General features: G+C 66.4%; 22 protein-coding genes. 9 read left to right on the top strand and 13 right to left on the bottom strand.

Features of this window, described 5'->3' with window-relative positions:
- Nucleotides 1-515 (top strand): GNA1162 family protein (locus tag QZ609_RS12365; RefSeq protein WP_295494842.1); only part of this gene is annotated, 515 nt, incomplete at its 5' end.
- A gap of 66 nt (nucleotides 516-581) precedes the next feature.
- Here QZ609_RS12365 and metE read toward each other — a convergent pair.
- Nucleotides 582-2,912 (bottom strand): 5-methyltetrahydropteroyltriglutamate--homocysteine S-methyltransferase, encoded by a 2,331-nt coding sequence (metE, locus tag QZ609_RS12360; RefSeq protein ID WP_295494839.1) that lies wholly within the window; start codon nucleotides 2,910-2,912, stop codon nucleotides 582-584.
- Between the two features lie 124 nt (nucleotides 2,913-3,036).
- Here metE and QZ609_RS12355 point away from each other — a divergent pair, with 124 nt between their 5' ends.
- On the top strand, nucleotides 3,037-3,954 hold the full coding sequence (locus QZ609_RS12355; RefSeq protein WP_295494836.1) for a LysR family transcriptional regulator: 918 nt from the start codon (nucleotides 3,037-3,039) through the stop codon (nucleotides 3,952-3,954).
- Here the strand turns inward: QZ609_RS12355 and QZ609_RS12350 are convergent, their stop codons facing one another.
- A complete protein-coding gene (locus tag QZ609_RS12350) occupies nucleotides 3,955-4,875 on the bottom strand; it encodes a LysR family transcriptional regulator (protein WP_295494844.1) in 921 nt (306 codons plus the stop codon). It lies immediately after the preceding gene.
- Nucleotides 4,876-4,988: 113 nt separating this feature from the next.
- Between QZ609_RS12350 and QZ609_RS12345 the strand changes: the two genes are divergently transcribed.
- Nucleotides 4,989-6,146 carry an acyl-CoA dehydrogenase family protein gene (locus tag QZ609_RS12345; protein ID WP_295494834.1) on the top strand — a complete coding sequence of 386 codons (1,158 nt, stop codon included), beginning with the start codon at nucleotides 4,989-4,991 and terminating at the stop codon, nucleotides 6,144-6,146.
- Here the strand turns inward: QZ609_RS12345 and QZ609_RS12340 are convergent.
- Nucleotides 6,118-7,632, bottom strand: coding sequence for a PLP-dependent aminotransferase family protein (locus QZ609_RS12340; RefSeq protein ID WP_295494832.1), 1,515 nt, complete (start codon nucleotides 7,630-7,632; stop codon nucleotides 6,118-6,120). The genes QZ609_RS12345 and QZ609_RS12340 overlap by 29 nt on opposite strands.
- 116 nt (nucleotides 7,633-7,748) lie before the next feature.
- Here QZ609_RS12340 and QZ609_RS12335 point away from each other — a divergent pair, with 116 nt between their 5' ends.
- On the top strand, nucleotides 7,749-8,387 hold the full coding sequence (locus tag QZ609_RS12335; RefSeq protein ID WP_295494829.1) for an FMN-binding negative transcriptional regulator: 639 nt from the start codon (nucleotides 7,749-7,751) through the stop codon (nucleotides 8,385-8,387).
- Nucleotides 8,388-8,426: 39 nt separating this feature from the next.
- Here QZ609_RS12335 and fahA read toward each other — a convergent pair whose 3' ends face one another.
- From fahA to QZ609_RS12320, 3 genes are read right to left on the bottom strand one after another with little or no spacing between them, the layout of a single operon-like run.
- A complete protein-coding gene (gene fahA / locus QZ609_RS12330; protein ID WP_295494827.1) occupies nucleotides 8,427-9,707 on the bottom strand; it encodes a fumarylacetoacetase in 1,281 nt (426 codons plus the stop codon).
- A gap of 39 nt (nucleotides 9,708-9,746) precedes the next feature.
- Nucleotides 9,747-11,093, bottom strand: coding sequence for a homogentisate 1,2-dioxygenase (gene hmgA, locus QZ609_RS12325; RefSeq protein WP_295494825.1), 1,347 nt, complete (start codon nucleotides 11,091-11,093; stop codon nucleotides 9,747-9,749).
- 58 nt (nucleotides 11,094-11,151) lie between these two features.
- Entirely contained in the window at nucleotides 11,152-12,546 is a 1,395-nt protein-coding gene (locus QZ609_RS12320) for an MFS transporter (RefSeq protein ID WP_295494822.1), read from the bottom strand.
- A 139-nt stretch (nucleotides 12,547-12,685) separates the two neighbouring features.
- Here QZ609_RS12320 and QZ609_RS12315 point away from each other — a divergent pair, with 139 nt between their 5' ends.
- Nucleotides 12,686-13,603: a LysR family transcriptional regulator gene (locus QZ609_RS12315; protein WP_295494820.1), complete on the top strand. Its 918-nt coding sequence runs from the start codon at nucleotides 12,686-12,688 to the stop codon at nucleotides 13,601-13,603.
- A 3-nt stretch (nucleotides 13,604-13,606) separates the two neighbouring features.
- Here QZ609_RS12315 and QZ609_RS12310 read toward each other — a convergent pair whose 3' ends face one another.
- The 4 genes from QZ609_RS12310 to kdgT are packed head-to-tail and all read right to left on the bottom strand — an operon-like array spanning nucleotide 13,607 to nucleotide 16,790.
- On the bottom strand, nucleotides 13,607-14,455 hold the full coding sequence (locus QZ609_RS12310; protein WP_295494818.1) for an ureidoglycolate lyase: 849 nt from the start codon (nucleotides 14,453-14,455) through the stop codon (nucleotides 13,607-13,609).
- Nucleotides 14,456-14,492: 37 nt separating this feature from the next.
- The gene (locus tag QZ609_RS12305; RefSeq protein ID WP_295494816.1) at nucleotides 14,493-15,251 is read right to left on the bottom strand and encodes an SDR family oxidoreductase; all 759 of its coding nucleotides are present in this window, start codon (nucleotides 15,249-15,251) and stop codon (nucleotides 14,493-14,495) included.
- 16 nt (nucleotides 15,252-15,267) lie between these two features.
- The gene (locus tag QZ609_RS12300) at nucleotides 15,268-15,726 is read right to left on the bottom strand and encodes a nuclear transport factor 2 family protein (protein ID WP_295494814.1); all 459 of its coding nucleotides are present in this window, start codon (nucleotides 15,724-15,726) and stop codon (nucleotides 15,268-15,270) included.
- A 44-nt stretch (nucleotides 15,727-15,770) separates the two neighbouring features.
- Nucleotides 15,771-16,790: a 2-keto-3-deoxygluconate transporter gene (gene kdgT, locus QZ609_RS12295; protein ID WP_295494811.1), complete on the bottom strand. Its 1,020-nt coding sequence runs from the start codon at nucleotides 16,788-16,790 to the stop codon at nucleotides 15,771-15,773.
- Between the two features lie 279 nt (nucleotides 16,791-17,069).
- Between kdgT and kduI the strand changes: the two genes are divergently transcribed.
- From kduI to QZ609_RS12275, 4 genes are all read left to right on the top strand, one after another.
- On the top strand, nucleotides 17,070-17,906 hold the full coding sequence (kduI, locus tag QZ609_RS12290; RefSeq protein ID WP_295494810.1) for a 5-dehydro-4-deoxy-D-glucuronate isomerase: 837 nt from the start codon (nucleotides 17,070-17,072) through the stop codon (nucleotides 17,904-17,906).
- Nucleotides 17,907-17,910: 4 nt separating this feature from the next.
- Nucleotides 17,911-18,723: a 2-dehydro-3-deoxy-D-gluconate 5-dehydrogenase KduD gene (gene kduD, locus QZ609_RS12285; RefSeq protein ID WP_295494808.1), complete on the top strand. Its 813-nt coding sequence runs from the start codon at nucleotides 17,911-17,913 to the stop codon at nucleotides 18,721-18,723.
- Nucleotides 18,724-18,797: 74 nt separating this feature from the next.
- Nucleotides 18,798-19,646 (top strand): DNA-binding transcriptional regulator KdgR, encoded by an 849-nt coding sequence (kdgR, locus tag QZ609_RS12280; protein ID WP_295494806.1) that lies wholly within the window; start codon nucleotides 18,798-18,800, stop codon nucleotides 19,644-19,646.
- Nucleotides 19,647-19,747: 101 nt separating this feature from the next.
- On the top strand, nucleotides 19,748-20,800 hold the full coding sequence (locus tag QZ609_RS12275; protein WP_295494805.1) for an aldo/keto reductase: 1,053 nt from the start codon (nucleotides 19,748-19,750) through the stop codon (nucleotides 20,798-20,800).
- Here QZ609_RS12275 and prfH read toward each other — a convergent pair.
- The 3 genes from prfH to QZ609_RS12260 form a co-directional block, all read right to left on the bottom strand.
- A complete protein-coding gene (gene prfH, locus QZ609_RS12270) occupies nucleotides 20,797-21,420 on the bottom strand; it encodes a peptide chain release factor H (protein WP_295494803.1) in 624 nt (207 codons plus the stop codon). The genes QZ609_RS12275 and prfH overlap by 4 nt on opposite strands.
- On the bottom strand, nucleotides 21,420-22,550 hold the full coding sequence (locus QZ609_RS12265) for an RNA ligase RtcB family protein (protein WP_295494800.1): 1,131 nt from the start codon (nucleotides 22,548-22,550) through the stop codon (nucleotides 21,420-21,422). Before QZ609_RS12265 ends, prfH begins: the two co-directional genes overlap by 1 nt.
- A 192-nt stretch (nucleotides 22,551-22,742) precedes the next feature.
- On the bottom strand, nucleotides 22,743-23,135 hold a 393-nt coding region (locus QZ609_RS12260; RefSeq protein WP_295494797.1), incomplete at its 5' end, for an IS630 family transposase.

Here is a 23,135-nt window from a genome sequence, read left to right as displayed (position 1 = left end):
CGCCGGACGTGGGCGCCACCTACGGCATGCTGTCGCAAGTGACGGTGCCGCTGGCTGAGGCTGGTTACTACGTGCTGCCGGTCGCGCTGGTTGATGAAACTTTCCGTCAGAACGGCCTGACCGCCGCCGGTGACATCCATGGCGTGCCGGTGGCCAAGCTGCACGACATCTTTGGTGCGGATGCTGCGCTGTACGTCAACATCACGCAGTACGGCACCAAGTACATGGTGATCAGCAGCGCCACCGTGGTGACTGCCGATGCCAAGCTGGTGGACCTGCGCAGCGGTCAGACACTGTGGACGGGCCGTGCCAGCGCCTCGAGCAACGAAGGCAACAACAACAGCGGTGGCGGCATCATCGGCATGCTGGTAACGGCGGCGGTCACGCAGATCATCAACAGCGCCACCGATGCGGGCTACAAGGTGGCCGGCACGACCAGCGCGCGTCTGCTGTCGGCGGGCCATCCGGGCAGTCTGCTGTACGGTCCGCGTTCGCCGAAGTACGGGATGGACTAAGCGGCTGCGGCCAAAGAAAAACGCCAACCGGAGCGATCCGGTTGGCGTTTTTTCATGCGTGACGACTCAAGCGACAGCGCTTTCCGACTGCGAGGCCTTCGCACCCGCGTGGGCAGCATTGGCATGCTTGGCACGCAGGCGGCGCGTCGCCTCCACCATGCCTTGCAGCGCCGCTTCCACCTCCGGCCAGCCGCGCGTCTTCAGGCCGCAGTCCGGGTTGACCCACAGGCGCTGCACCGGCACCACCTGCGCGGCCTTGTCGAGCAGCGCTTCCATCTCTTCCACACGTGGCACGCGCGGCGAGTGGATGTCGTACACGCCCGGGCCGATCTCGTTCGGGTAAGCGAACTCACCAAACGCGTCCAGCAGCTCCATGTTCGAGCGCGACGTTTCGATCGTGATCACGTCGGCATCCATCGACGCGATGGCCGGCAGGATGTCGTTGAACTCCGAATAGCACATGTGCGTATGGATCTGCGTGTCGTTGCGCACGCCCGAGGCCGACACGCGGAAGGCGCGCGCCGCCCATTCCAGGTAGCCCGGCACGTCCGATGCGCGCAGCGGCAGGCCCTCGCGGAAAGCCGGCTCGTCGATCTGGATGGCGGCGATGCCGGCCGTCTCCAGGTCGCACACCTCGTCGCGCAGGGCCAGGGCGATCTGCAGCGCGGTCTGCTCGCGCGGCTGGTCGTCACGCACGAAGGACCATTGCAGCATCGTCACCGGGCCGGTCAGCATGCCCTTCATCGGCTTGGCCGTCTGGCTCTGCGCGTACTTGGACCACTCGACCGTCATCGGCTCGGGGCGGTACACATCGCCGTAGATGACCGGCGGCTTCACGCAGCGCGAGCCGTAGCTCTGCACCCAGCCGTTGGCGGTGAAGGCATAGCCCCACAGCAGCTCGCCGAAGTACTCGACCATGTCGTTGCGTTCGGCTTCGCCGTGCACCAGCATGTCCAGGCCCAGGGCTTCCTGGCGGCGGACCACGTCGGTGATCTCCGCGCGCATGCGCTCCAGGTAGTCCAGCGCCGGCAGGTCGCCGCGCTTGTGCTGGGCGCGCGCCTGGCGGATCTCGGCCGTCTGCGGGAACGAACCGATAGTGGTGGTCGGCAGCAGCGGCAGGTTCAGGCGGGCTTGCTGGGCCTCGGCGCGGGCCGGGTAGGCGGCGGCGCGTTCGGCGTCCTCCGCGCGGATGGCGGCCACGCGCTTCTTGACGCTGGCGTTGTGCACGCGGCGCGATTGCCCACGCGAGGCGATGGCGGCGCGGTTGTCGTCGAGTTCCGCTTGGACGGAGGCGGGGCCTTCGACCAGCGCAAGCTTGAGCACGGCCAGCTCATCCAGCTTCTGGCGCGCGAAGGCCAGCCAGCCCTTCAGTTCTTCATCCAGCTTGGTCTCGGCGGCCAGATCCACCGGCACGTGCAGCAGCGAGCAGCTCGGCGCGATCCACAGGCGATCGCCAAAGGCCTCGGCCAGCGGGGCTACGCGTTCAAGCGCGCGGGCGAGGTCCGTGCGCCAGATGTTGCGGCCATCGACCACGCCCACCGAGAGAATCTTGTCCGCCGGCCACGGCGCGAAGGCGCCAAGCTGCTCCGGCGCGCGCACGAGATCCAGGTGCACGCCCGCCACGGGCAGCGATTTGATCAAGGCAGCATGTTGCGAGGCTGCCTCGAAGTAGGTAGCCAGCAGCAGCTTCGGACCATTGGCAGCGGCCAGCGCGGCGTAGGCCGGGGCGAACGCGTCGGTCCAGGCCTTCGGCAGGTCGAGCACCAGGGCGGGTTCATCGATCTGCACCCATTCCACGTTCAGCGCAGCGAGGCGCTTGAGCACGGCCGTGTAAGCCTGCAGCAGCTGCGGCAGCAGCGCCAGCTTGTCGGTCAGGCCACCACGCGCCTTGGCCAGATGCAGGAACGTGACCGGCCCGACCAGCACCACTTTCACGCGGTGCCCAGCGGCTTGTGCCTCGCGCACCTCGTCGAACAGCCATTCGGTGCCGGGGCCCAATTGCCGATCCGCCAGGTCGGGCGTCAGTTCCGGCACGAGGTAGTGGTAGTTGGTGTCGAACCACTTGGTCATTTCCATCGCTGCGTGGTCGGCATTGCCGCGCGCCAGCACGAACGATTGCGCCAGCGTCAGCTGCGCCGGATCAAAGCCGTAGCGCGTCGGGATCGCGCCGAGCAGGGCGGCCGTCTGCAGCACCTGGTCGTACCAGGCGAAGTCACCCACGGTCACGAAATCGAGGCCCGCGTCACGCTGGGCATTCCAGTGGCGCTCGCGCAGCGTGCGGCCGGTGGCGCGCAGGTCGGCTTCGGTGGAAGCGCCTTTCCAGAACGATTCGAGCGCGAACTTCAGCTCGCGTTGCGCGCCGATGCGCGGGTAGCCGAGGGTGTGGATGGTCGTCATGTTGGTCGCAGGAGAGCAGGTTTGTTTTTGAGTCCTGCGATGATGGGCGACGACCGATCATGAATCAAATGATATTATTTTCGATAATGTTGAATGCAATTCATATTTTGGAAATCGCACGAACATGCTTGAAATCCGTCATCTCCGGACCCTGATCGCATTGGCTGACGGCGGCTCGGTCTCGCGTGCGGCCGAGCGGCTGCACCTGACGCAATCCGCGCTGTCGCATCAGTTGCGCGCATTGGAGGCCCACTACGGGCTGGCCGTGGTGCGCCGCAAGGGCCAGACCGTGGAGCTGAGCGAGGCCGGCGAACGCTTGCTCGAACTTGCGCAAAAGGTGGTCGCCGACATCCAGACCGCCGAGCGCGACCTGGAGCGCATCAAGGGCCGCGCGTCCGGCACGCTGCGCATCGCGCTGGAGTGCCACACCTGCTTCGACTGGTTGATGCCCGTGATGGATGCCTTCCGCCAGCGCTGGCCCGAGGTGGAGATGGATCTCGTCTCCGGCTTCCATACCGACCCGCTCGCGCTGCTCAAAGAGGGGCGCGCGGATGTTGTGATTGGGTCCGACGCCAAGATGCGCCGGGGCGTGGTGTTCGCGCCGCTGTTCCGCTTCGAGATCCTGGCGGTGCTGCCGACCGACCATCCGCTGCACAACAAGAAATGGCTGGAGCCGCAGGACTTTACCGACCAGACGCTCATCACGTACCCCGTGCCGGAAGAGCGCATCGACCTGATCCGCCAGGTGCTGGCGCCGGCCGGCATTGCGTTCACGCGGCGCACGGCCGAGCTGACGATCGCGGTGCTGCAGCTCGTCGCCAGCCGGCGCGGGCTGGCCGCGCTGCCGAGCTGGGGCATCAAGAACTACGTCGACTACGAATACGTGATCGCCAAGCGCGTCGGCCGCGAGGGCGTGTGGAGCGACCTCTATGCCGCCATGGCGCGCGACTACGCCGAGGCACCGTTCGCGCAGGACTTTATCGAGACGGCCAAGTCGATCTGCTTTGCGCAGTTGCCGGGGTTGATGGCGTTGGAGGCGTAGTCAGGCGCGTTCCTTTTGCGGCAGGCGCGGCAGCTTGCCCTGCAGCCCGTCCTTCAGGAAATCCAGCAGATGCCGCGTCGCCAGTGTGCGGTAGCGGCTCGGCATCGCGAGCATGTAGAGGCGGCTGCCGAAGACGCTGAACCGATAGCCCGGCAGCACGCGCTTGACGTGGCCCGCGCGCAAGTCATCGGCCGCGGCGTAGTAGGGCAGGATGCCCAGGCCATTGCCGGCGCGTACCGAGGCTTGCAGGAACAGGTAGTTGTCGGACGAGACGCCCGGGTCGAGCGTGACGTGCGTGCGCGCGTCACCGAGTTGTGCCGACAGCCGCAGTGCTTGCCCGACCGCCGGCGCACTGACGATGGTGTGGTCGGCCAACGCCTCGAGTGTCTTCGGCACGCCGTGTTCGGCCAGGTAGTCCGGCGCGGCGCACAGCACCCAATCGACTTCATCGAGCAGCGTGGCGACCAGCGACTCGGGCGGGTTCGACACGATGCGCAGTGCCACATCCACGTCCTCGCCAATCAGGTCGGACACGCGGTTGTCGAAGCGCACGTCCAGCCGGATATCCGGATACGCGCGCTTGAACGCCACCAGCAGCGGCGACACCAGCAGGTGCCCCAGCCCGGTCGGCACCGACAGCCGCACGCTGCCCTGCAACGACTTGCCCAGCGACGACACCAGCGCATCGGCTGCCGCCATCTCGCGCAGGATGCTGCGGCCGTGCTCGTAGATACCTGCGCCGACCTCGGTGGGCTCGACGCGGCGCGTGGTCCGGCGCAGCAGCTGGACGCCCAGCGCGCGCTCGAACGCCTTGAGCCGGTGGCTCACATTGGAGCGCGTGGTTTGCAGCTTGCGCGCCGCCGCCGACAGGTTGCCCGCATCGACGATTTCCACGAACAACTTGAGCGCGTTGAGGTCCATCTCGGCCTGCGATATTGGTGAATAGGACTCGACATTCTGTTGATCCATGCCAGGATTGTCAAAACGTCTGAACCCGGTACCATCCACCGGAACATCCCACAGGAGCCAGCGACATGGCGCTCGACGACGAATCCTTCGGCCTGCTGCGGCAATCGGTGCAGCGCTTCATCCAGGAACGGCTCATGCCGGCGGAAAACATCCTCGAAGAAGAGGATGACGTGCCCGCCGACATCGTCGCCGACATGAAGGAGATGGGCCTGTTCGGCATCTCGATTCCGGAGGAGCACGGCGGCATCGGACTGTCGATGGCGCAGGAGTGCGAGGTGGTGTACGACCTCGGGCACACGGCGTTCGCGTTCCGCTCGGTGTTCGGCACCAACGTCGGCATCGGCTCGCAGGGCATCCTGATGGACGGCACCGACGCGCAGAAAGCGGATTACCTGCCGCGCATCGCCAGCGGTGAGCTGATCATCTCGTTTGCGCTGACCGAGCCGAATGCCGGCTCCGACGCGGCATCCTTGCAGACGCGCGCCACGCTCGATGGCGATCACTACGTCATCAACGGCACCAAGCGTTTCATCACCAACGCGCCGCGCGCCGGGGCCTTTACATTGATGGCGCGCACCGGGGGCGAAGGCGCCGGCGGTATCTCGGCCTTCATCGTGCCGGCTGACACGCCGGGCATCACGCTCGGCAAGCCGGACAAGAAGATGGGGCAGCGTGGCACCAAGACCTGCGACGTGATTCTCGACAACGTGCGAGTACCAGCCGCCAATATCATCGGCGGCGTGGCGGGGCAGGGCTTCAAGACGGCGATGAAGGTACTGGACCGTGGGCGCCTGCATATCTCCGCGCTGGCGTGCGGCATGGCGCACCGGCTCATCACGGACGCGGTCGCTTACGCCAAAGAACGCAAGCAGTTCGGCCAGCCGATCGCCGATTTCCAGCTGATCCAGGCCATGCTCGCCGACAGCCAGACCGAGCTGTACGCGGGTATGTCGATGGTGCGCGACTGCGCGCGCCGCTACGACGCGAAGCCGGTTGGCAAGCAGGACCACGAAGTCAGCATGCTGGCCTCGTGCACGAAGATGTTCTGCACCGAGATGGTCGGCCGCGTGGCGGACCGCGCGGTGCAGATCCACGGCGGTGCCGGCTACATTGCCGAGTACAAGGCCGAGCGCTTCTACCGCGACGTGCGCCTGCTGCGCCTGTACGAGGGCACCACGCAGATCCAGCAGTTGATCATCGCGAAGAACCTGCTGCGGGATTGAGCCGCGCACGCGCCGCGCTGACGATCACGGCCGCCAGATCACGCGCGGCCGTTTCCATCTGCTGCGGGCTGAAGCCGCCGAAGCCCAGGATCAAGCCGGGGCAGCCCTTGCCGCCGGCGTAGGTGGGGGATACCGCGCGCACCGCCACGCCCGCGTCGGCCGCCATTGAGGCCACCATTCGATCGTCCAGGCCGTCCGCCAGCCAGAGCACCATGTGCATGCCCTGGTCGCAGGGCTGCAGCCAGGCCAGGTCTTTCGGCAGCAGCTGGTCGAGCGTGCTCACCAGTTGCGCGCGGCAGTCCGCATAGACGCTGCGTACGCGGCGGATGTGCCGGTCCAGATGCCCCTCCATCATGAAAGCGGCCAGCACGTGCTGATCGGCGCTCGGCGGATGCCGGTCCATCAGGATGCGTGCGCCGCAGAAGGCCGCCACCAGATCGTCCGGAACGATGACGTACCCGAGCCGCAGCGACGGGAACAGGATCTTGCTGAAGGTGCCGAGGTAGACCACGCGCGCCGGGTCCAGCCCTTGCAGCGACGGAAACGGATGGCCGGCGTAGCGCAACTCGCTGTCGTAGTCGTCCTCCACGATCCAGGCATCGTTTGCCCGCGCCCACGCCAGCAGCGCGGTCCGTCGCGCCATGCTCATCGGCATGCCCAGCGGATACTGGTGCGACGGCGTGACGAACGCGGCGCGCGCATGGGGCGCCATCCCAATGCCGGCCTCGACGTTGATGCCCTCCGCATCGACCGGCACGCGGATGACGCTGTCCTGGCGGCCGGTGTTTTCCAGGATCGCCGTGATGCCGCGATAGGCGGGGTCTTCGACCCAGGCGCGGTCGCCCGTGGCCAGCAGCACCTGGCACGACAGATACAGGCCCTGCTGCGTGCCGCTGGTGATGATCACCTGGCTGGCCTCGCACCGCACGGAGCGCGATTTGCGGACGTAGTCGGCAATGGCCTCGCGCAGTGGCAGTGCGCCTTGCGGGTCGCTGTACCCGGCCGGCGCGCCTTCGCCTTTGGCTCGCAGCCGGTTGCCGATGCGGCGCCAGGCGTCATCGGGCGCCGTCGGGCCGACCGGAACGGAGATGGCGAACGGCACCGGCGGCAACGGGCGAAACTCCCGAGCGACCTGCGCGAAGGCAGCGGCGGGCGCGGGCAGCGCCATCCGTGCGGCGCGGGCAGGAGGTTTGTCCGCGTGGCTTGGCGATTCGCCCAGGGCCGACGCCACCCGCGTGCCGGCGCCACCCAGGGAGGCCAGGAAGCCCTCCGCGATCAACTGCTCGAACGCCTCGATCACGGTGCCGCGCGCCACCTGCAGCGATTGGGCGAGCAGGCGTGTCGACGGCAGCAGTTCCCCGGGCTTGAGATCGCCCCGCCGGATCGCCTCGCGCAGCGCCTGTGCCAACTGGCGCCCAAGGTGGCCGGCGGCGCGGTCCAGCTCGCCGATGGCGGGAAGATCGATGGCCTTGGCGCGTCTTGCCATGGATTCTGGTCCGGTAAAAATGGTTGAAACTGGTTCTGTATCCTAAACCAGTTTGGCGTCAGAATGCGTGCATACGGTTTGCATCACAGCCTCAACCCATCGCCACCGGAGTTGCCATGTACGTCCCCGCCCATTTCGACGAGTCGCGCACCGAGGTGCTCCACGACCTGATCACGCAGAACCCGTTCGGCACGCTGGTCACGCACGGCAAGAGTGGGCTCGATGCGAACCACATCCCGTTCCTGCTGAATCCGGAAGAAGGCAAGCTCGGCGTGCTGCACGCCCACGTGGCACGCGTGAATCCGGTTTGGCAGGACGTGGCCAACGGCGACGAAGTGCTGGTCATCTTCCGCGCGGGCGATGCCTATATCTCGCCGAACTGGTATCCGAGCAAGCAGGAGCACCACAAGCAGGTGCCGACCTGGAATTACCGGGTGGCGCACGCCCATGGCCGCATCACCATCCACGATGACGAGCGCTTCGTGCGCGGTGTGGTCGCCCGCCTCACGCGCAACCACGAAGCACCCCTGCCTGCGCCGTGGAAGATGTCGGATGGTCCCAAGGACTACATCGACGCGATGCTCAAGATGATTGTCGGCATCGAGATCGAGATCACGCGGCTGGAGGGCAAGCTCAAGCTTGGGCAGAACAAGGAAGCGCGGGATATCCGCGGTGCCGGCGAGGGGCTGAAGGCGCGCGGCGAGGATGTGATCGGCGACGCCATGCTGGCGTGCGCGGGCGCGAAGCGGGAATGAAGGGAGCGGCGGACTGTGAATCCGCCGCTCGATTGGCAGTTACTTCACACTGCGTGCCGGCAGAATCTCGCCACGCACTTCACCAAAGCCGACGCGATAGCCGTCGCCCTGGCACCAGCCGGTCATGATGACTTCGTCGCCGTCTTCCAGGAAGGCGCGCGTGGCACCGTTGCCCAACTGCAGCGGCTGCTTGCCATTGACCGTCAGCTCCAGCAGGCTGCCATACGAATCCGGCGCGGTGCCGCTGATGGTGCCGGAGCCCATCAGATCCCCCACGCGCACGTTGCAGCCGGACACGGTGTGGTGCGCGAGCTGCTGCGCCATGGTCCAGTACATCGTGCGGAAGTTGGTGCGGGCGATGGTGGTGCGCTCATTGTTGGGCGTGCCGTGCGGACGCAGCGCCGTTTCCAGTGCGACGTCGTAGGCGTTCGGATGGCTCTGGCGCAGGTACGCCAGCGGCTCGGGCGATTGCTCGGGGTTGGCCACGCGGAACGGCTCCAGCGCTTCCATCGTCACGATCCACGGCGAGATCGACGTGCCGAAGCCCTTGGAGTTGAACGGGCCCAGCGGCACGTATTCCCATTGCTGGATATCGCGCGCGCTCCAGTCGTTGAGCAGCACCACGCCAAACATGTGCTCGGGTGCAGCGTCGACGGAAATGGCCTCGCCCAGCGCGCTCGGCTTGCCGACCACGAAGGCCATCTCCAGCTCGTAGTCCAGCTTGCGGCACGCGCCGAAGATCGGGCGCGGTTGGTCCGGCAGCTTGAGCTGGCCCAGCGGGCGGTGCAGCGGCGTGCCGCTCACCACCACCGAGCTGGCGCGGCCGTTGTAGCCGATCGGGATCTCCAGCCAGTTGGGCAGCAGCGCGTTGTCCGGGTCACGGAACATGCGACCGACATTGGTGGCGTGCTCCTTGGACGAATAGAAATCCGTGTAGCCAGGAATGTCGATCGGCAGGTGCATCACGGCATGCGCCGCCGGCACCAACGCGCGGCTGTGCAGCGTGGCGTTGTCGCGCACGTGCATGTCGCTCGTGCTGAACAGCGTCTGCAGGCGCTTGCGCGTCTCGTGCCACACCGGCTTGCCCAGTGCGATGAAGGTGTTCAACGTGCCGGTGCGGAAGGCGCCGCGCGCGGAGGCGGGCAGCAGGCCGGCATCGTCCAGTGCGCCGAGGTCGATCACCTGGTCGCCCAGGGCCACGCCCGCGCGCGGCGAGGGGTTTTCCTTGGTGGAGAAGACGCCGAAGGGCAGGTTCTCCAGCGGGAAGTGCGTGTCGGGCGTGTTGGCCGATTCCAGCCAGCTCAAGAGTCGTGTGGTCATGGTGGGGGCGTGGTTCGTTCGTGTTGTCGGAAGACGGGCTCAGGGCTTGGTCGGGTCGAAGTGCTTCTGCAGGCCCTGCCAGCACTCGAAGTACTTGGCCTGCAGCTGCGCCGATTCGGCCGCAAAGCGCGTCGGGCGGATCACCGCGGGCGTCTCGAACATGAAGGCCATGGTGGCGTCCACCTTGTGCGGTTTCGTCGTGTCTCCATTGCTGGCCTTCTCGAACGTCTCGGCGTCGGGGCCATGGCCGCTCATGCAGTTGTGCAGGCTCGCGCCGCCCGGTACGAAGCCTTCGGCCTTGGCGTCGTACACGCCCTGGATCAGGCCCATGAACTCGCTGGCGATATTGCGGTGGAACCAGGGCGGGCGGAACGTGTTCTCGGCCGCGAGCCAGCGCGGCGGGAAGATCACGAAGTCGATGGTGTCCACGCCCGGTACGGCGGACGGGCTCTGCAGCACCAGGAAGATTGACGGGTCCGGGTGGTCGTAGCTGATCGAGCCGATGGTGTTGAACAGGCGCAGGTCGTACTTGTACGGCGCGAAGTTGCCGTGCCAGGCCACCACGTCCAGCGGCGAGTGGCCGATCTTGGCGCGCCACAGGCTGCCCTGGAACTTGGCGACGAGTTCGAAATCGCCCTCGCGGTCTTCGTACCAGGCATGCGGCGTGAGGAAGTCGCGCGGGTTGGCCAGGCCGTTCGAGCCGATCACGCCCAGGTCCGGCAGGCGGAAGAGCGCGCCGAAGTTCTCGCAGATGTAGCCGCGTGCCTCGCCCTCCGGCAGCTCGACGCGGAAGCGCACGCCGCGCGGCACGACCACGATCTCCAGCGGCTCGACATCGAGCACGCCCATTTCCGTCAGCAGGCGCAGGCGGCCTTGCTGGGGCACGATCAGCAGTTCGCCGTCGGCGTTGTAGAAGAAGCGGTCGGTCATCGACGCGTTGGCGGAGTACAGGTGGATGCCGCAGCCGGTCTGCGCATCCGGGCCGCCGTTGCCGGCGAAGGTGACGATGCCATCGATGAAATCGGTGCCAGCGGCTGGCGTAGGCAGCGGGTCCCAGCGCAACTGGTTGGGCGAGGGCGGCACCTCGTTGAAGCTGCTGTGGAAGCGGCTTTGCGCGATGGCCTCGAACGGCAGGTGCACTGCGCCCGGGCGGATGCGGTACAGCCACGAGCGGCGGTTGTGCGCGCGCGGCGCGGTGAAGGCGGTGCCGGAAAGCTGCTCGGCATACAGGCCGTACGGCGCCTTCTGCGGCGAGTTCTGGCCGTGCGGCAACGCGCCCGGCAGGGCTTCGGTGGCGAACTCGTTGCCGAAGCCGCTCTGGTAAGCGGGCCGGTCCAGCGACGCAGGGGTGAATGCGTTCTTGGCCGTCGGGGCGAGCATGTTCATGGGGAAGTCCTCGAGGTGAAGAGGTGCGTCAAGAGAAAGCGTAGTCGTTACAGCGTGATCAGGCCGGGCGGCGTGCAGCAAAGCGAGCGGCGTCGGGGCCACTGGCGGCCAGCGTCAACGCCAGCACCATGCCGAACGACACCAGCGCCGGCACCGCCGCGGCCGAGAACAGCGCCGTACCAGTCCACTGCATGGCAATCAATTGCCCGCCGACCACCGGGCCCAGCACCGAGCCGATACGGCCCACGCCCAGGCTCCAGCCGATGCCGGTGGCGCGCAGCGTGGTCGGGTAATACGTGGCGGCCAACGCATTCACCGCCGGCTGCCCACCGACAATGCAAAAACCTGCCACGAACACCACCGCCACCAGCAGCGGCAGCGCCGCCGCCACATGGCCGATCAGCGCCACGGTGGCACAGGCGATCAGGAAGCACACCGCCAGCACGCGCACGAAACCGAGGCGGTCGATCAGGCGGCCCAGCGTGAGCGTGCCGATCACGCCGCCCACCTGCAGGGCGGTCGCCACCAGCACCGAGGTGTCCGTCGGGTAACCCGCATCGCGGATCAGCGTCGGCAGCCAGTTCGACAGGAAGTACAGGTCGATCAGGTTCATGAAGTTGATGACCCACAGCACCAGCGTGACCTTGGCGCGGCCCTCGGTGAACAGCGCCGAGACCGGCATGCCGTGCGCGGGCGCCTCGGGCACCACGAACTGCGTCTGCGCATTCACCTGCAATTGCGGAGCGAGCTTGCCCAGCCAGCGTGCGAGGCGTTGATGGCGCGTCTGCGGATCACCCTTGAGGACAAGATATTGCAGCGACTCGGGCAGCCACAGCGCCATCATCGTGCCGATCACCAGCGGCACCAGCCCGCCGACCAGGAACACCGCCTGCCAGCCAAACCGCGACAGCAGCGCCGCGCTCACGAACCCGCCCAGAGCCGCGCCCACCGTAAAGCCGCACGACACCAGCATCATCCACGTCACACGCGAGCGCGCCGGGCTGAACTCACCGGCCAGCGCCATCGCGTTGGGCATGATGCAGCCCAGGCCCAATCCGGTGATAAAGCGCAGCACGAGCAGCGCCTGCACCGTCTGCACCTGCGTGGTGGCCAGCATGCACGCGGCAAAGAAGAAGGTGGCAATGATCAGCACCGGCCGCCGCCCGAAGCGGTCGCCCAGCACGCCAAAGACGAGTGAGCCGACCAGCATGCCGAACAACCCGGCGCCGAACACCGGCCCAAGGCTCGCCTTGGTGATGTTCCAGTCCTTGATGATGGCCGGCGCCACATAGCCCATGGCCTGCACGTCAAAGCCGTCGATGATCAGGCACAGCCCGCAGATGGCGAGCAATAGGATCTGGAAGCCGCCCACCTTGCCTTGGTCGATCAGGCGGGTGAGGTCGATGGAAGACGATGCAACGGGTGAAGCAGGCGCAGCGGGGGCAGGGCGCATGGTGGTCTCCGGTGGCGGCATTTGTTTGGGCCGCTCTGTCGTTCTGGTTGGGTAGCGCGTATTGTCCGGATCGGGTGAAAATTTGGAATATCAATGCGAGAATGCATGCTATTGATATTGTGAATGTGGAGGCCGAGCCATGCTGAACCTGCGGGATGTGGACCTGAACCTGCTGGTGGTCTTCCAGGAGATCCTGCGCGAGAAGCGCATTTCCGCCGTGGCCGAGCGGCTGGGGCTGTCGCAGCCGGCCGTGAGCAACGCGCTGGCCCGCCTGCGCCAGACCTTCGATGACGAGCTGTTTGTGCGTACCCCGCGCGGCATGATGCCGACCGCACTGGCCGAGCAACTGGCCGAGCCAGTGGCGATGGCGCTCGATACGCTGCAGCGGGCGCTGGGCCAGCGCACCCATTTCGACGCCGCCAGCTCGACGCGTAGCTTCACCATCGCCATGAGCGACGTCGGCGAGGTGTATTTCATGCCGGTGCTGGCCCAGCTCTGTGCGGAGCAGGCGCCCGGCGTGCGCATCGATACGGTGCGCGCGGGCGCGTTCGATATGAAGGCGGGGATGGAGGCGGGCGCCATCGACCTCGCCATCGGCGCGTTCGACGACCTGTCGGGCGAGAGCGTGTTCCAGCGCCGCCTGTTCCAGCAGGACTACGTGACGATGTTCCGGCGCGGCCACGTGTTGGGGGAGGGCGAACTGACACTGGAACGCTTTCGCGCCGCGTCGCACCTCGTGGTGGCCAGTTCCGCCAGCCCGTACAACGCCATCGGCCCGTTGCTCGACAAGGCGGGGATCACGCAATCCGCGCGCTTCTCGGTGCCGCACTTCGTGGCGGTGCCCTACATCGTCAGCACGACGGATCTGGTGGTGACGGTGCCGCGCAAGCTGGCCGAGCGCGCGGCGCCGCCGTTCGGGCTGCAGTTCGTGGCGCCGCCGCTGAAATTGCCCGCCCTGCAGACCAACGTGTTCTGGCACCGGCGCTTCCACCAGGACGCCGGCAACCAATGGCTGCGCAACCTCGTCGCGCAGCGTTTTGCAGAATTGGAGCGCTAGGCCTCAGCCCGCCGAGATGGTGTGCTGCAACTGCTCGCCCAAGCCGGCGATGCCCAAGCGCATGGTCTGCCCCGCCTTCAGGTAGACCGGGTTCGGCTTGATGCCCAGCCCAACGCCCGGCGGCGTGCCGGTCGAGATGACGTCGCCCGGCTGCAGGCTCATGCAGCGGCTCAGGTACGCCACCAACTGCGCCACGCCAAACACCATCGTGCGCGTGTTGCCGTTCTGGTAGCGGTGGCCATCCACCTCCAGCCAGAGGTCCAGCGCCTGTGGGTCGGGCACTTCGTCGCGTGTGACGAGCCACGGGCCGAGCGGGCCGAATGTATCGAAGCCCTTGCCCTTGTCCCATTGGCCGCCGCGCTCGATTTGCCATTCGCGCTCGGACACATCGTTGACGACGCAGTAGCCGGCAACGTAGTCCAGTGCATCAGCCTCGTCGATGTACTTGGCGGCCTTGCCGATCACCACGCCCAATTCGACTTCCCAATCGGTCTTGACGGAGCCGCGTGGGATCTCGATGTTGTCGTTTGGGCCGCAGATGGCGCTGGTCCATTTGTTGAAGACGACCGGCTCGGTGGGCACCGGCAGGCCGGATTCCGCAGCGTGGTCGGCGTAGTTCAGGCCGATGCAGACCAGCTTGCCGACGCGCCCGACGCACGGGCCGATGCGTGGCTGGCCGCTCACCGTCGGCAGCGTGGTCGGGTCGATGTCGCGCAGCCTGGTAAGCGAGGCATCCGACAGCACGCTGCCGGCAATGTCGTCGACAATGCCAGACAGGTCACGGATCGTACCGGCGGCATCCAGCAGACCCGGTTTCTCTTCGCCCTTGGGGCCGAAGCGCAGCAGTTTCATGGCAAGACTCTGAGTGGTTGAGGGAACATCGGTTGGGTCAGTTGGACCAGCCGCCGTCGATCAGGTGCACCTGGCCCGTGGTGAACGCCGCCTCGTCGGACGCCAGGTAGGCGGCCAGCGCGGCGATCTCCTCCGGCTGGCCCAGGCGCCCCATCGGCTGGCGTGCCACGAAGGCAGCTTCGATCTCGGCGCGCGGCTTGCCTTGTGCGCTTGCCTGTTCATCGATGCGCTTCGCGAGCGACGGCGACACCACGGTACCTGGGCAGATTGCGTTGCAACGAACGCCGCGCGCCACGAAGTCTGCGGCCACCGCCTTGGTCAGCCCGATCACGGCGGCCTTCGACGCGCCATATACGAAGCGGTTCGGCACGCCCTTGATACTCGACGCGGCCGACGCCATGTTGATGACGCTGCCGCCACCGCGCTCCAGCATCGCAGGGAGGAATGCTCGGATCGTACGGTACATCGACTTGACGTTGAGGTCGAAGGAAAAGTCCCAGGCGTCTTCGTCGCAGTCGAGCACCGAGCCGGCATGCACGAAGCCCGCGCAGTTGAAGAGGATATCGACGGCGCCGAGTTCGGCGGCGAGCGCGTTCACCTGCCCGGTGTCGCGCACGTCCAGGCAGCGCACCTCGAATGGCGCGTCGTTGAGCCCGTCGATGCGGAGGTCGGTGGCAATCACGCGGGCGCCTTCGCGGGCGAAGCGCTCGGCGCAGGCGCGGCCGATGCCTTGGGCGGCGGCTGTCACGAGGGCGGTCTTGCCGGTCAGCCGGCCTTGGAGTGTGGACGTGGTCATCGAGGCATCCACTCCGTCATTCCTTGGGCAGCAAGTAGGCCTGGCGCGCAAACAGGCGCCAGCCGTCCGGATGCTTCTTCCACACCTGCAGTACGCCGATATGCGCGGTGCTCGTCTTGCTGTCCGGCAGGTTATTGACCGAGTCGAACACGTGGCGCACCCAGGCGTTGTCACCGTTCACCTGGACGGCCTGGTTGGTCAACACAATCGATTGGAACGAGTTCGTGCCGTCCAGCGTGTTGAGGAAGGCCGCGCGGTCTTCCAGCTTGCCGGACGAGTGGCCGTAGGTCAGATCGTTCTCGATGAGCGACTTGAGCGTGGCGCCATCGCTGGCGACCATGGCGACACGCAGGCGCTCGACGGTCTGAGCGACAGTCTCTGTGTCCGTGGCCGCGTGGGTGAGGGCGCTGCCCGCGACGAGGGCGACGGTCATGACGACGCCGGCAGCGCGGCGGGTGAGCGGGTGCAAAGGCATGGGGGTTCTCCTCTCTGGTCTTGTTGAGGGCGCATCGTCGGCGCTCAGAAGTGGGCTTCGCGTTCCAGCGCGGGTGTGGGCGGCATGCCCGCAGTGTCCGGCTCGGGCAATGGCGCAGCACGGCCTACGCGCCGCACCCACATCGCCGTCAGGATCGGCACGACGATCGCCGTTACGAGGCAGGCGGTGGCCACCAGCGCGGTCGCAGCGGGCACCATGGGTTTGAACTTGGGGATCATCTCGCCGATGATCGCCGGGTTGGCCACCGCGGCCCCGGCTGTTGAAGACGCCGCCAGCCCCGCCGCGCCATTGCCGCCAGCGATGAACTTGTCGGCCAGGATCAGCGGCACGCCCGTGATGACGATCACCGTCAGGCCGAGCAGCAGGCCCGGGAAGCCGCTCTTGGCAATCACGTTCAGGTCGATACCGTTGCCCAGCGCAAAGCCGAAGAACGGAATGAGCGGATGCACGCAGCGGCCGAACAGCTCGCGCAGTTCGCTGTCGAGATTGCCCAGCGTGAAGCCGATCAGGAAGGGCAGCACGGCGCCCACGAACAGCCGTGTCTCGAACACGGCAATGCCGGTCGCGCCCAGGATCAGCATGCTCACCAGCGGCCCCGATTCCACCGACATCAGAACGAAGGCGCCGGCTTCCTCCTTGGTGCCGTACTGCTGCATGACGGCGGCGTAGAGCCCGCCGTTGGTCATGTCCATCGACGTGGTGATCGCCAGCAGCGACAGCCCGGCCAGGATGCCGGTCTTGATGCCCTCGTCGGGGATGAATTGCGCGGCGACTAACGTCGCCAGCCATGCCACTGCGATCTTGGTCAGCAGCAGCGTGCCCGACTTGCGCAGCACCACGCCGGTGGCGCGCAGGTCGATGGTGGCACCCATGCAGAAGAACCATACCGCCAGGATCGGCACTGTGCCGGTGATCAGGCCGTTGGTGAACGAGCCGAAGTACTTCCCCGCGTTGGGCGCGAACGTGTGCACGCATGCGCCCAACAGCAGCGGCACGAGCATCAGTCCGCCCGGAATGCGGTCCATCGCCTTCTTGATCTTCACGTCTCCTCCATGGACGTCTGCGCGTCCGGTTGGTTGGGGGTGCTGCCGTCGGGCTGACTATAGCAGTTGATGTGGAACGATGTTCCATGTTTTTGATTTCAAGGATTGATCGTTTACCCTGGCGCTCAAATGTGTGCGATGCATCGTTTGTGGGATTGGGTTGTGCCTCGCATCAAAAATTCGGATCGACGTTCCGTATTTTTGTTTTTTGTGATTCAATCCCGCTCAGAACAGCCGGCGGCGCAGTCGCTACGGTGTATCCCCCAACGGAGAAACGGCATGGATGTGCGGCAAGGCATTCACAGCGAACACGCGAAAACCCTCGACACGGCGGGCCTGCGTCGCCAGTTCCTGGTGGAGCAGGTGTTCGAGCGCGATGCGCTCAAGCTCACCTACAGCCACATCGACCGGATCATCGTGGGCGGCGCGTGGCCTGCGACACGGCCGGTGGAGGTGCCGGGGTCGCTCGCCAAGTCGATGGGTGTGAGCCATCTACTGGAACGCCGCGAGCTGGGCGCGATCAACATCGGCGACGCAGGCTGGGTGGAGGTGGACGGCGTGCGGCATGCCGTCGGCAACGAAGAGGCCATCTATATTGGCCAAGGCGGCAAGAACGTCGTCTTCGGCAGCGACGATGCGGCGCGTCCCGCCAAGTTCTACATCAACTGCGCGCCGGCCCACACGGCGTATCCGACCCGCACGATCACGCTGGCGCAGGCCTCGCCGGAAACCCTGGGCGACGCGTCCACCAGCAACCGGCGCACGATCTACAAGTTCATCGTGCCGGATGTGCTGCCCACCTGCCAGCTCTCGATGGGCATGACCAAGCTGGAGCCCGGCAGCCTGTGGAACACCATGCCGTGCCACACGCACGAGCGGCGCATGGAGGTGTACTTCTATTTCAATCTGCCGGACAACGCGGCGGTGTTTCACATGCTTGGCGAGCCGCAGGAGACGCGCCACATCCTGGTGCACAACGAGCAGGCGGTGATCTCGCCAAGCTGGTCGATCCACTCGGGCGTGGGCACGCAGGCCTACACCTTCATCTGGGGCATGGTCGGCGAGAACCAAGTGTTCCACGATATGGACCACATCGCCGTTGCCGACCTGCGCTGACACCATGCGGCTTGAAAACCCCTACCTCCAGAAGGCCGATGATGGTGCGTGCCACGCGCTCGCCAGCCTGTTTGATCTGACCGGCAAGGTGGCCATCGTCACCGGCTGCAATACGGGGCTGGGCGCGGGCATGGCGGCGGCGCTGGCGGCGGCCGGTTGTGACATCGTCGGGGCCAATCGTTCCGATGCTGCGCAGACGGCGCGCTGTGTGGAGTCTGCCAGCCGGCGCTTCGTCGACGTGCGCGCCGATCTGTCTTCGCTCGCGCCCATCGACCCCATCATCGAAGCGGCCATGGACACCTTCGGCCGCGTCGACATCCTCGTCAACAACGCCGGCATCATCCGCCGCTGCGACGCGCTGGACTTTACCGAGGCCGATTGGGACGCCGTGCTCGACGTCAACCTCAAGGGCGTGTTCTTCCTCTCGCAGGCGGTGGCGCGGCAGCTTGTGAAGCAGGGCGGGCGCGGCAAGATCATCAACGTGGCGTCGATGCTGTCGTTCCAGGGCGGCATTCGCGTGCCGTCGTACACGGCGGCCAAGAGCGGGGTGCTGGGGCTGACGCGGCTGCTGGCCAACGAATGGGCGGCGCGCGGCATCAACGTCAACGCCATCGCGCCGGGCTACATGGCCACCGACAACACGGCGCAGTTGCGCGAAGACTCGCAGCGCAGCGAGGAGATCCTCAACCGCATTCCGGCCGGGCGCTGGGGCGTGCCGGACGATCTGGCGGGCGCGGTGGTCTTCCTCGCCTCGGCGGCGTCGGACTACGTGCACGGCCACACGCTCGCCGTGGATGGCGGTTGGCTGGCTCGCTAGAGGGCGGATTGACGGACCGCGGCATGACACGGGTTATGCTCTCTGCCGAATTGCACTTCACGGAACCACGAGAGATGAAAGCCACGCCCCGGCAACGCAAGCCGGACGACACGCCTGCCAATGAACCCGCCGATGCCGGCGCTGACAAGGCCGAATCGGTCTCGGCTGTCGACAAGGTGTTCATGATCCTGAGCGCGATGGGCGAGCTGGGCGCCGTGGGCCCGAGCGAGCTGTCGCAGCGGTTGGGCATGTCGAAGACGACGGTGCACCGCTTCCTGCAGACGCTCAAGGGCCTGGGCTACGTCGCGCAGGAAGGCCCGGATGCAGATGGGGACCGCTACCGCCTGACCATCCGCCTGTTCGAGCTTGGCGCCAAGGCGCTGGAGAACGTCGACCTCGTCCGCGAGGCCGACACCGAGATGCGCCGCATCGGCCAGCTTACGCGCGAGGCCGTGCACCTGGGCGCCTTCGACGAAGACGCCATCATTTATATCCACAAGATCGACGCTGACTACGGCCTGCGCATGCAGTCGCGCATCGGCCGGCGCAACCCGCTGCACAGCACGGCCATCGGCAAGGTGCTGCTGGCGTACATGGCGCCGGACGAGGCGCGCGAGGTGCTGTCGCAAGTCGAGTTCAAGAAATCCACGCAGAAGACGCTGGGCTCGGCCGAGGCGGTTCTCAGCATCCTGCCGCGCGTGCGCCAGCAAGGCTTCGGCGAGGACAACGAAGAGCAGGAAGACGGTCTGCTGTGCATTGCCGTGCCGGTGTTCGACCGCTTCGGCCACGTGATCGCCGGGCTGTCGATCTCGTTCCCGACCATGCGTTGCGGGGCGGATACCAAGGCGCACTATGTAGCGCTGCTGCAGCAGGCCGGGGCGGCGATCTCGTCGCGCCTGGGGTATCACGCCACGCAGGGCTGAGGGCCCTGCAAGGTTTGCCGATCCGTCCTATCCTCTGCGCTGTTTTCCCCATCTGAGCCCGCGCGCTCAGCTTCTCTTCACCACGTACCGGAGTTGACGACATGCGTTACAACCAGTTGGGTCGGACGGGCCTGTTCGTATCCGAGTTGTGCCTGGGCACCATGACCTTTGGCGGCACCGATGGCATCTGGCAGCACATTGGCGACCTGCAGCAGATCGACGCGGAACGCCTGGTCGGGCGCGCGCTCGATGCCGGCATCAATTTCATCGACACCGCCGATGTGTATTCGAACGGCGTGTCCGAACAGATCACCGGGCAGGCGCTCAAGAACCTGCGCGTGCCGCGCGACCGCGTGGTCGTCGCCACCAAGGTGTTCGGCCAGACCGGCGAGGGCGCGAACGCTCGCGGCGCCTCGCGCTATCACATCATGGACGGCGTCAAGGCGAGCCTGCAGCGCCTGCAGCTCGACCATATCGATCTCTACCAGATCCACGGCTTCGACCCGGCCACCCCGATTGAAGAGACGGTGCGTGCGCTCGACACGCTCGTGCAACAGGGGCACGTGCGTTACGTTGGCGTGTCGAACTGGGCGGCGTGGCAGATCGTCAAGGCGTTGGGTATCGCGGAGCGCCTTGGCTGCGCGCGCTTCGAAAGCCTGCAGGCCTACTACACCATCGCCGGCCGCGACCTGGAGCGCGAGCTGGTGCCAATGCTGCAGAGTGAAGGCCTCGGCCTGATGGTGTGGAGCCCGCTGGCCGGTGGCTTGCTCAGCGGCAAATACGGCCGCGAGCAGCAGGGCGTGGAGGGCAGCCGCCGCACCACGTTCGATTTCCCGCCGGTGGACCGCGAGCGCGCTTTCACCTGCGTCGACGCGATGCGCGTCATGGCCGATGCGCGCGGCGTGTCGGTCGCACAGATCGCGCTCGCGTGGCTGCTGCACCAGCGCGCGGTGACCACGGTGATCGTCGGCGCCAAGAAGGTCGAGCAGCTCGACGACAACATCGCCGCCACGCAGGTCGAGCTGACGGCGGACGAACTGGCGCAGCTCGATGGGCTGAGCCGGCTGCCGGCCGAATACCCCGGCTGGATGCTGGAGCGGCAGGGCGAATACCGCCGCGACCAGCTTGCCGGAACGCGGCAGGCCGCGCGCTAGCCACCCGTCACCAGCTCGAACCGTTCGCCCTTGAACACGCGACTCGGGTTGCCGCGCTCCACCTGATGGTGGAGCGTGCGCCGTTGCGCGCGCCGGGCGGCGTTGAGCTCCGCGTCATGATTGGCCAGCTTGTGCGCCAGCAGCAGCACGGCCAGCCGCTTGTTGGCGTGCTGGCTGCGCTCGGTCTGCACCTTCACGCTGATGCCGGTGGCGAGATGGATGGCGCGCACCGCCGATTCCGTCTTGTTCACATGCTGCCCACCCGGTCCGGACGAACGCGTGGTCTCGAAGCGGATCTCGCTTGGCAGCGTTTCCGACGGCGCCTCGCAGCGCGCCACGCCGAAGAACCAGTTCTTGCGGGCATGGCGCGGGCGATAGGGGCTCGGGCACGTCCACTGGATCGTGCCGACCCAGCGTTGCGCGATGGCGTCTTCGGCATCGCCCTCCAGGCTGATCAGCGCCGAGCACAGCGTGCCGGTGTGTGCCCCGTCCTCCTGTTCCAGGATTTCGAGCCGCACCCCAGCTTGGGCTGATTCGCGCGCCAAGTACGCCAACGCCTTGCCGACGGCCAACTCGCACTCGGCCGGCCCCTGCGCAGAAGAGAATTGCAGCAACACCATCAGCAGCACTCCCCACGCGTCTTGTACGTCAGCACCGGGCGCAGGCGCGCGAGCACCTTCACCAGGCCCGCCTCCACCAGCGGCGCGATGACGCTGTCGATCGGCTTGTAGGCTTCGGGGGCCTCTTCGTAGATCAACTGCTTGTCTTCGCAGACCACGTGTCCGCCCAGACTGGTGCGGTGCAGCTGCGCGGGCGTGAAGCGCCGCACGAGGCGGTCCTTGCACTCGCTGCGCATCCATTTGCGGCCGGCGCCATGGGCGAGCGAGAACAGGCCGTGCTCGCTCGGCTGCGGGGCGACGAGGTAGCTGTAATCCCCGCGCGAGCCGGGGATGACGACCAGCCCCGCATCGGACGGCGTCGTGCCCTTGCGGTGCAGCCAGCCGCGTTCACCGTCGACCGTGGCCGGTGCGACGAAGTTATGGTGCACGTCCAGCAGCGGCTTGCCTGCGGCATGCAGCCGATCGAGCATGCGGCGCGCAATCAGCTCGCGGTTGGCCTTGGCGAAGTGCAGTGCCGTGTCGTGGCGCGTCAGATAGGCCGTGCAGGCGGCATCGTCCTGCGCCAGCCCGGCGTGCCCGTGCGTGCGCACCTGTTCTTCCAGGATCGCCTGGCCGAGCCCGCGCGAGCCGCTGTGCACGAGCAGCAGAAGCTGTCGCGGGTTCAACGGCAGGTCGGCCGCGTCATCGTAGATGGCGTCCACGCGCTGCAGCTCGGCGAAATGGTTGCCGCCGCCGATGGTGCCGAGCGCCGCACCAAAGCCGGTGCCGGCCGGTGCCAGCGATGCTGCCAGTTCATGCCAGCTTTCATCGAGCGGCGTGTCGATGTTGCCGAGCCGCTTGTCCAGCTTGTCGAGGCTGACCTTGTTGGCGTCCAGGTCGGTGGCCCACAGCGCCATGCCGCAGCCGATGTCGTTGCCGATCAGCGCCGGATACAGGCGGCCGACCGAGAAGAACGCCGCGCCCACGGGGTAGCCGCGACCAGGATGCAGGTCGGGCATGCCGGCCACATGGCGCATGCCGTCGAGTGCTTTCGTTGTTTGGAGTTGTTGGATCGCGTCGCCTTCGATCCAGGTGTCGTCCGAGGCGATCAGGGTGACGCCGTCGAACAAATGCAAGATGCAATTGCCCATGAAGATTCCATATCAGGTTCAGAAAAACGTCTGATGTGGCAGGCCGAAGGGCCGGGGCAATGCGAAGACGCTGTGAGCTACAGCGCGAGAGATTCGATCAACCCAGGCAAGGGCCTGCAAAGGGGGAAACGAGGTGACGCATGATTTTTGTCCTCCTATGCAAAAGTGATTGATCGGTAAGCGGGGCGGATACTAGTGGCCTGTAACGATTGAATCGGGAGTAATGCGACGAGTTGGGTCGAAGTATTTCCACTTCACCGGCTTGGGCTGCTTGTTGTACTGACGGATGTAGCGCATGAGCTTGCGCTTGAGGTCAGCCACTGAGGTGAAGACGCCCCGCGCAATCACATCGCGCTCGATCTTGGCGAACCACAACTCGACCTGATTGAGCCAGGACGAATAGGTCGGCGTGAAGTGCATGTGGACCGTGGGGTGCTCAGCCAAGAATGCGCTGACCTGCTTGGTCTTGTGTGCCGAGAGGTTGTCGGCAATGACGTGAATCTCTTTACCGCTGGGCTGATTGGCGACGATGTCGGCGAGGAAGGCCACGAACTCCGCCGAGGTATGGCGCGTGGCCGTCTTACC

Source organism: uncultured Ralstonia sp., assembly GCA_913056305.1.
Taxonomy (GTDB): domain Bacteria; phylum Pseudomonadota; class Gammaproteobacteria; order Burkholderiales; family Burkholderiaceae; genus Ralstonia.
Note: the sequence above shows the minus strand (reverse complement) of the source record. Positions and strands in the feature narration are given on the sequence as shown.

Coding starts and splice junctions, on each gene's coding strand:
- QZ609_RS12335 (WP_295494829.1), top strand. CDS start 7,749: ATGTACGTCCCCGCCCATTTCGACGAGTCGCGCACCGAGGTGCTCCAC.
- hmgA (WP_295494825.1), bottom strand. CDS start 11,093: ATGAACATGCTCGCCCCGACGGCCAAGAACGCATTCACCCCTGCGTCG.
- kduI (WP_295494810.1), top strand. CDS start 17,070: ATGGATGTGCGGCAAGGCATTCACAGCGAACACGCGAAAACCCTCGAC.
- QZ609_RS12300 (WP_295494814.1), bottom strand. CDS start 15,726: ATGCCTTTGCACCCGCTCACCCGCCGCGCTGCCGGCGTCGTCATGACC.
- QZ609_RS12305 (WP_295494816.1), bottom strand. CDS start 15,251: ATGACCACGTCCACACTCCAAGGCCGGCTGACCGGCAAGACCGCCCTC.
- QZ609_RS12350 (WP_295494844.1), bottom strand. CDS start 4,875: ATGGACCTCAACGCGCTCAAGTTGTTCGTGGAAATCGTCGATGCGGGC.
- kdgR (WP_295494806.1), top strand. CDS start 18,798: ATGAAAGCCACGCCCCGGCAACGCAAGCCGGACGACACGCCTGCCAAT.
- QZ609_RS12310 (WP_295494818.1), bottom strand. CDS start 14,455: ATGAAACTGCTGCGCTTCGGCCCCAAGGGCGAAGAGAAACCGGGTCTG.
- QZ609_RS12265 (WP_295494800.1), bottom strand. CDS start 22,550: ATGGGCAATTGCATCTTGCATTTGTTCGACGGCGTCACCCTGATCGCC.
- kduD (WP_295494808.1), top strand. CDS start 17,911: ATGCGGCTTGAAAACCCCTACCTCCAGAAGGCCGATGATGGTGCGTGC.
- fahA (WP_295494827.1), bottom strand. CDS start 9,707: ATGACCACACGACTCTTGAGCTGGCTGGAATCGGCCAACACGCCCGAC.
- QZ609_RS12315 (WP_295494820.1), top strand. CDS start 12,686: ATGCTGAACCTGCGGGATGTGGACCTGAACCTGCTGGTGGTCTTCCAG.
- QZ609_RS12275 (WP_295494805.1), top strand. CDS start 19,748: ATGCGTTACAACCAGTTGGGTCGGACGGGCCTGTTCGTATCCGAGTTG.
- QZ609_RS12345 (WP_295494834.1), top strand. CDS start 4,989: ATGGCGCTCGACGACGAATCCTTCGGCCTGCTGCGGCAATCGGTGCAG.
- QZ609_RS12355 (WP_295494836.1), top strand. CDS start 3,037: ATGCTTGAAATCCGTCATCTCCGGACCCTGATCGCATTGGCTGACGGC.
- metE (WP_295494839.1), bottom strand. CDS start 2,912: ATGACGACCATCCACACCCTCGGCTACCCGCGCATCGGCGCGCAACGC.
- prfH (WP_295494803.1), bottom strand. CDS start 21,420: ATGGTGTTGCTGCAATTCTCTTCTGCGCAGGGGCCGGCCGAGTGCGAG.
- QZ609_RS12340 (WP_295494832.1), bottom strand. CDS start 7,632: ATGGCAAGACGCGCCAAGGCCATCGATCTTCCCGCCATCGGCGAGCTG.
- QZ609_RS12320 (WP_295494822.1), bottom strand. CDS start 12,546: ATGCGCCCTGCCCCCGCTGCGCCTGCTTCACCCGTTGCATCGTCTTCC.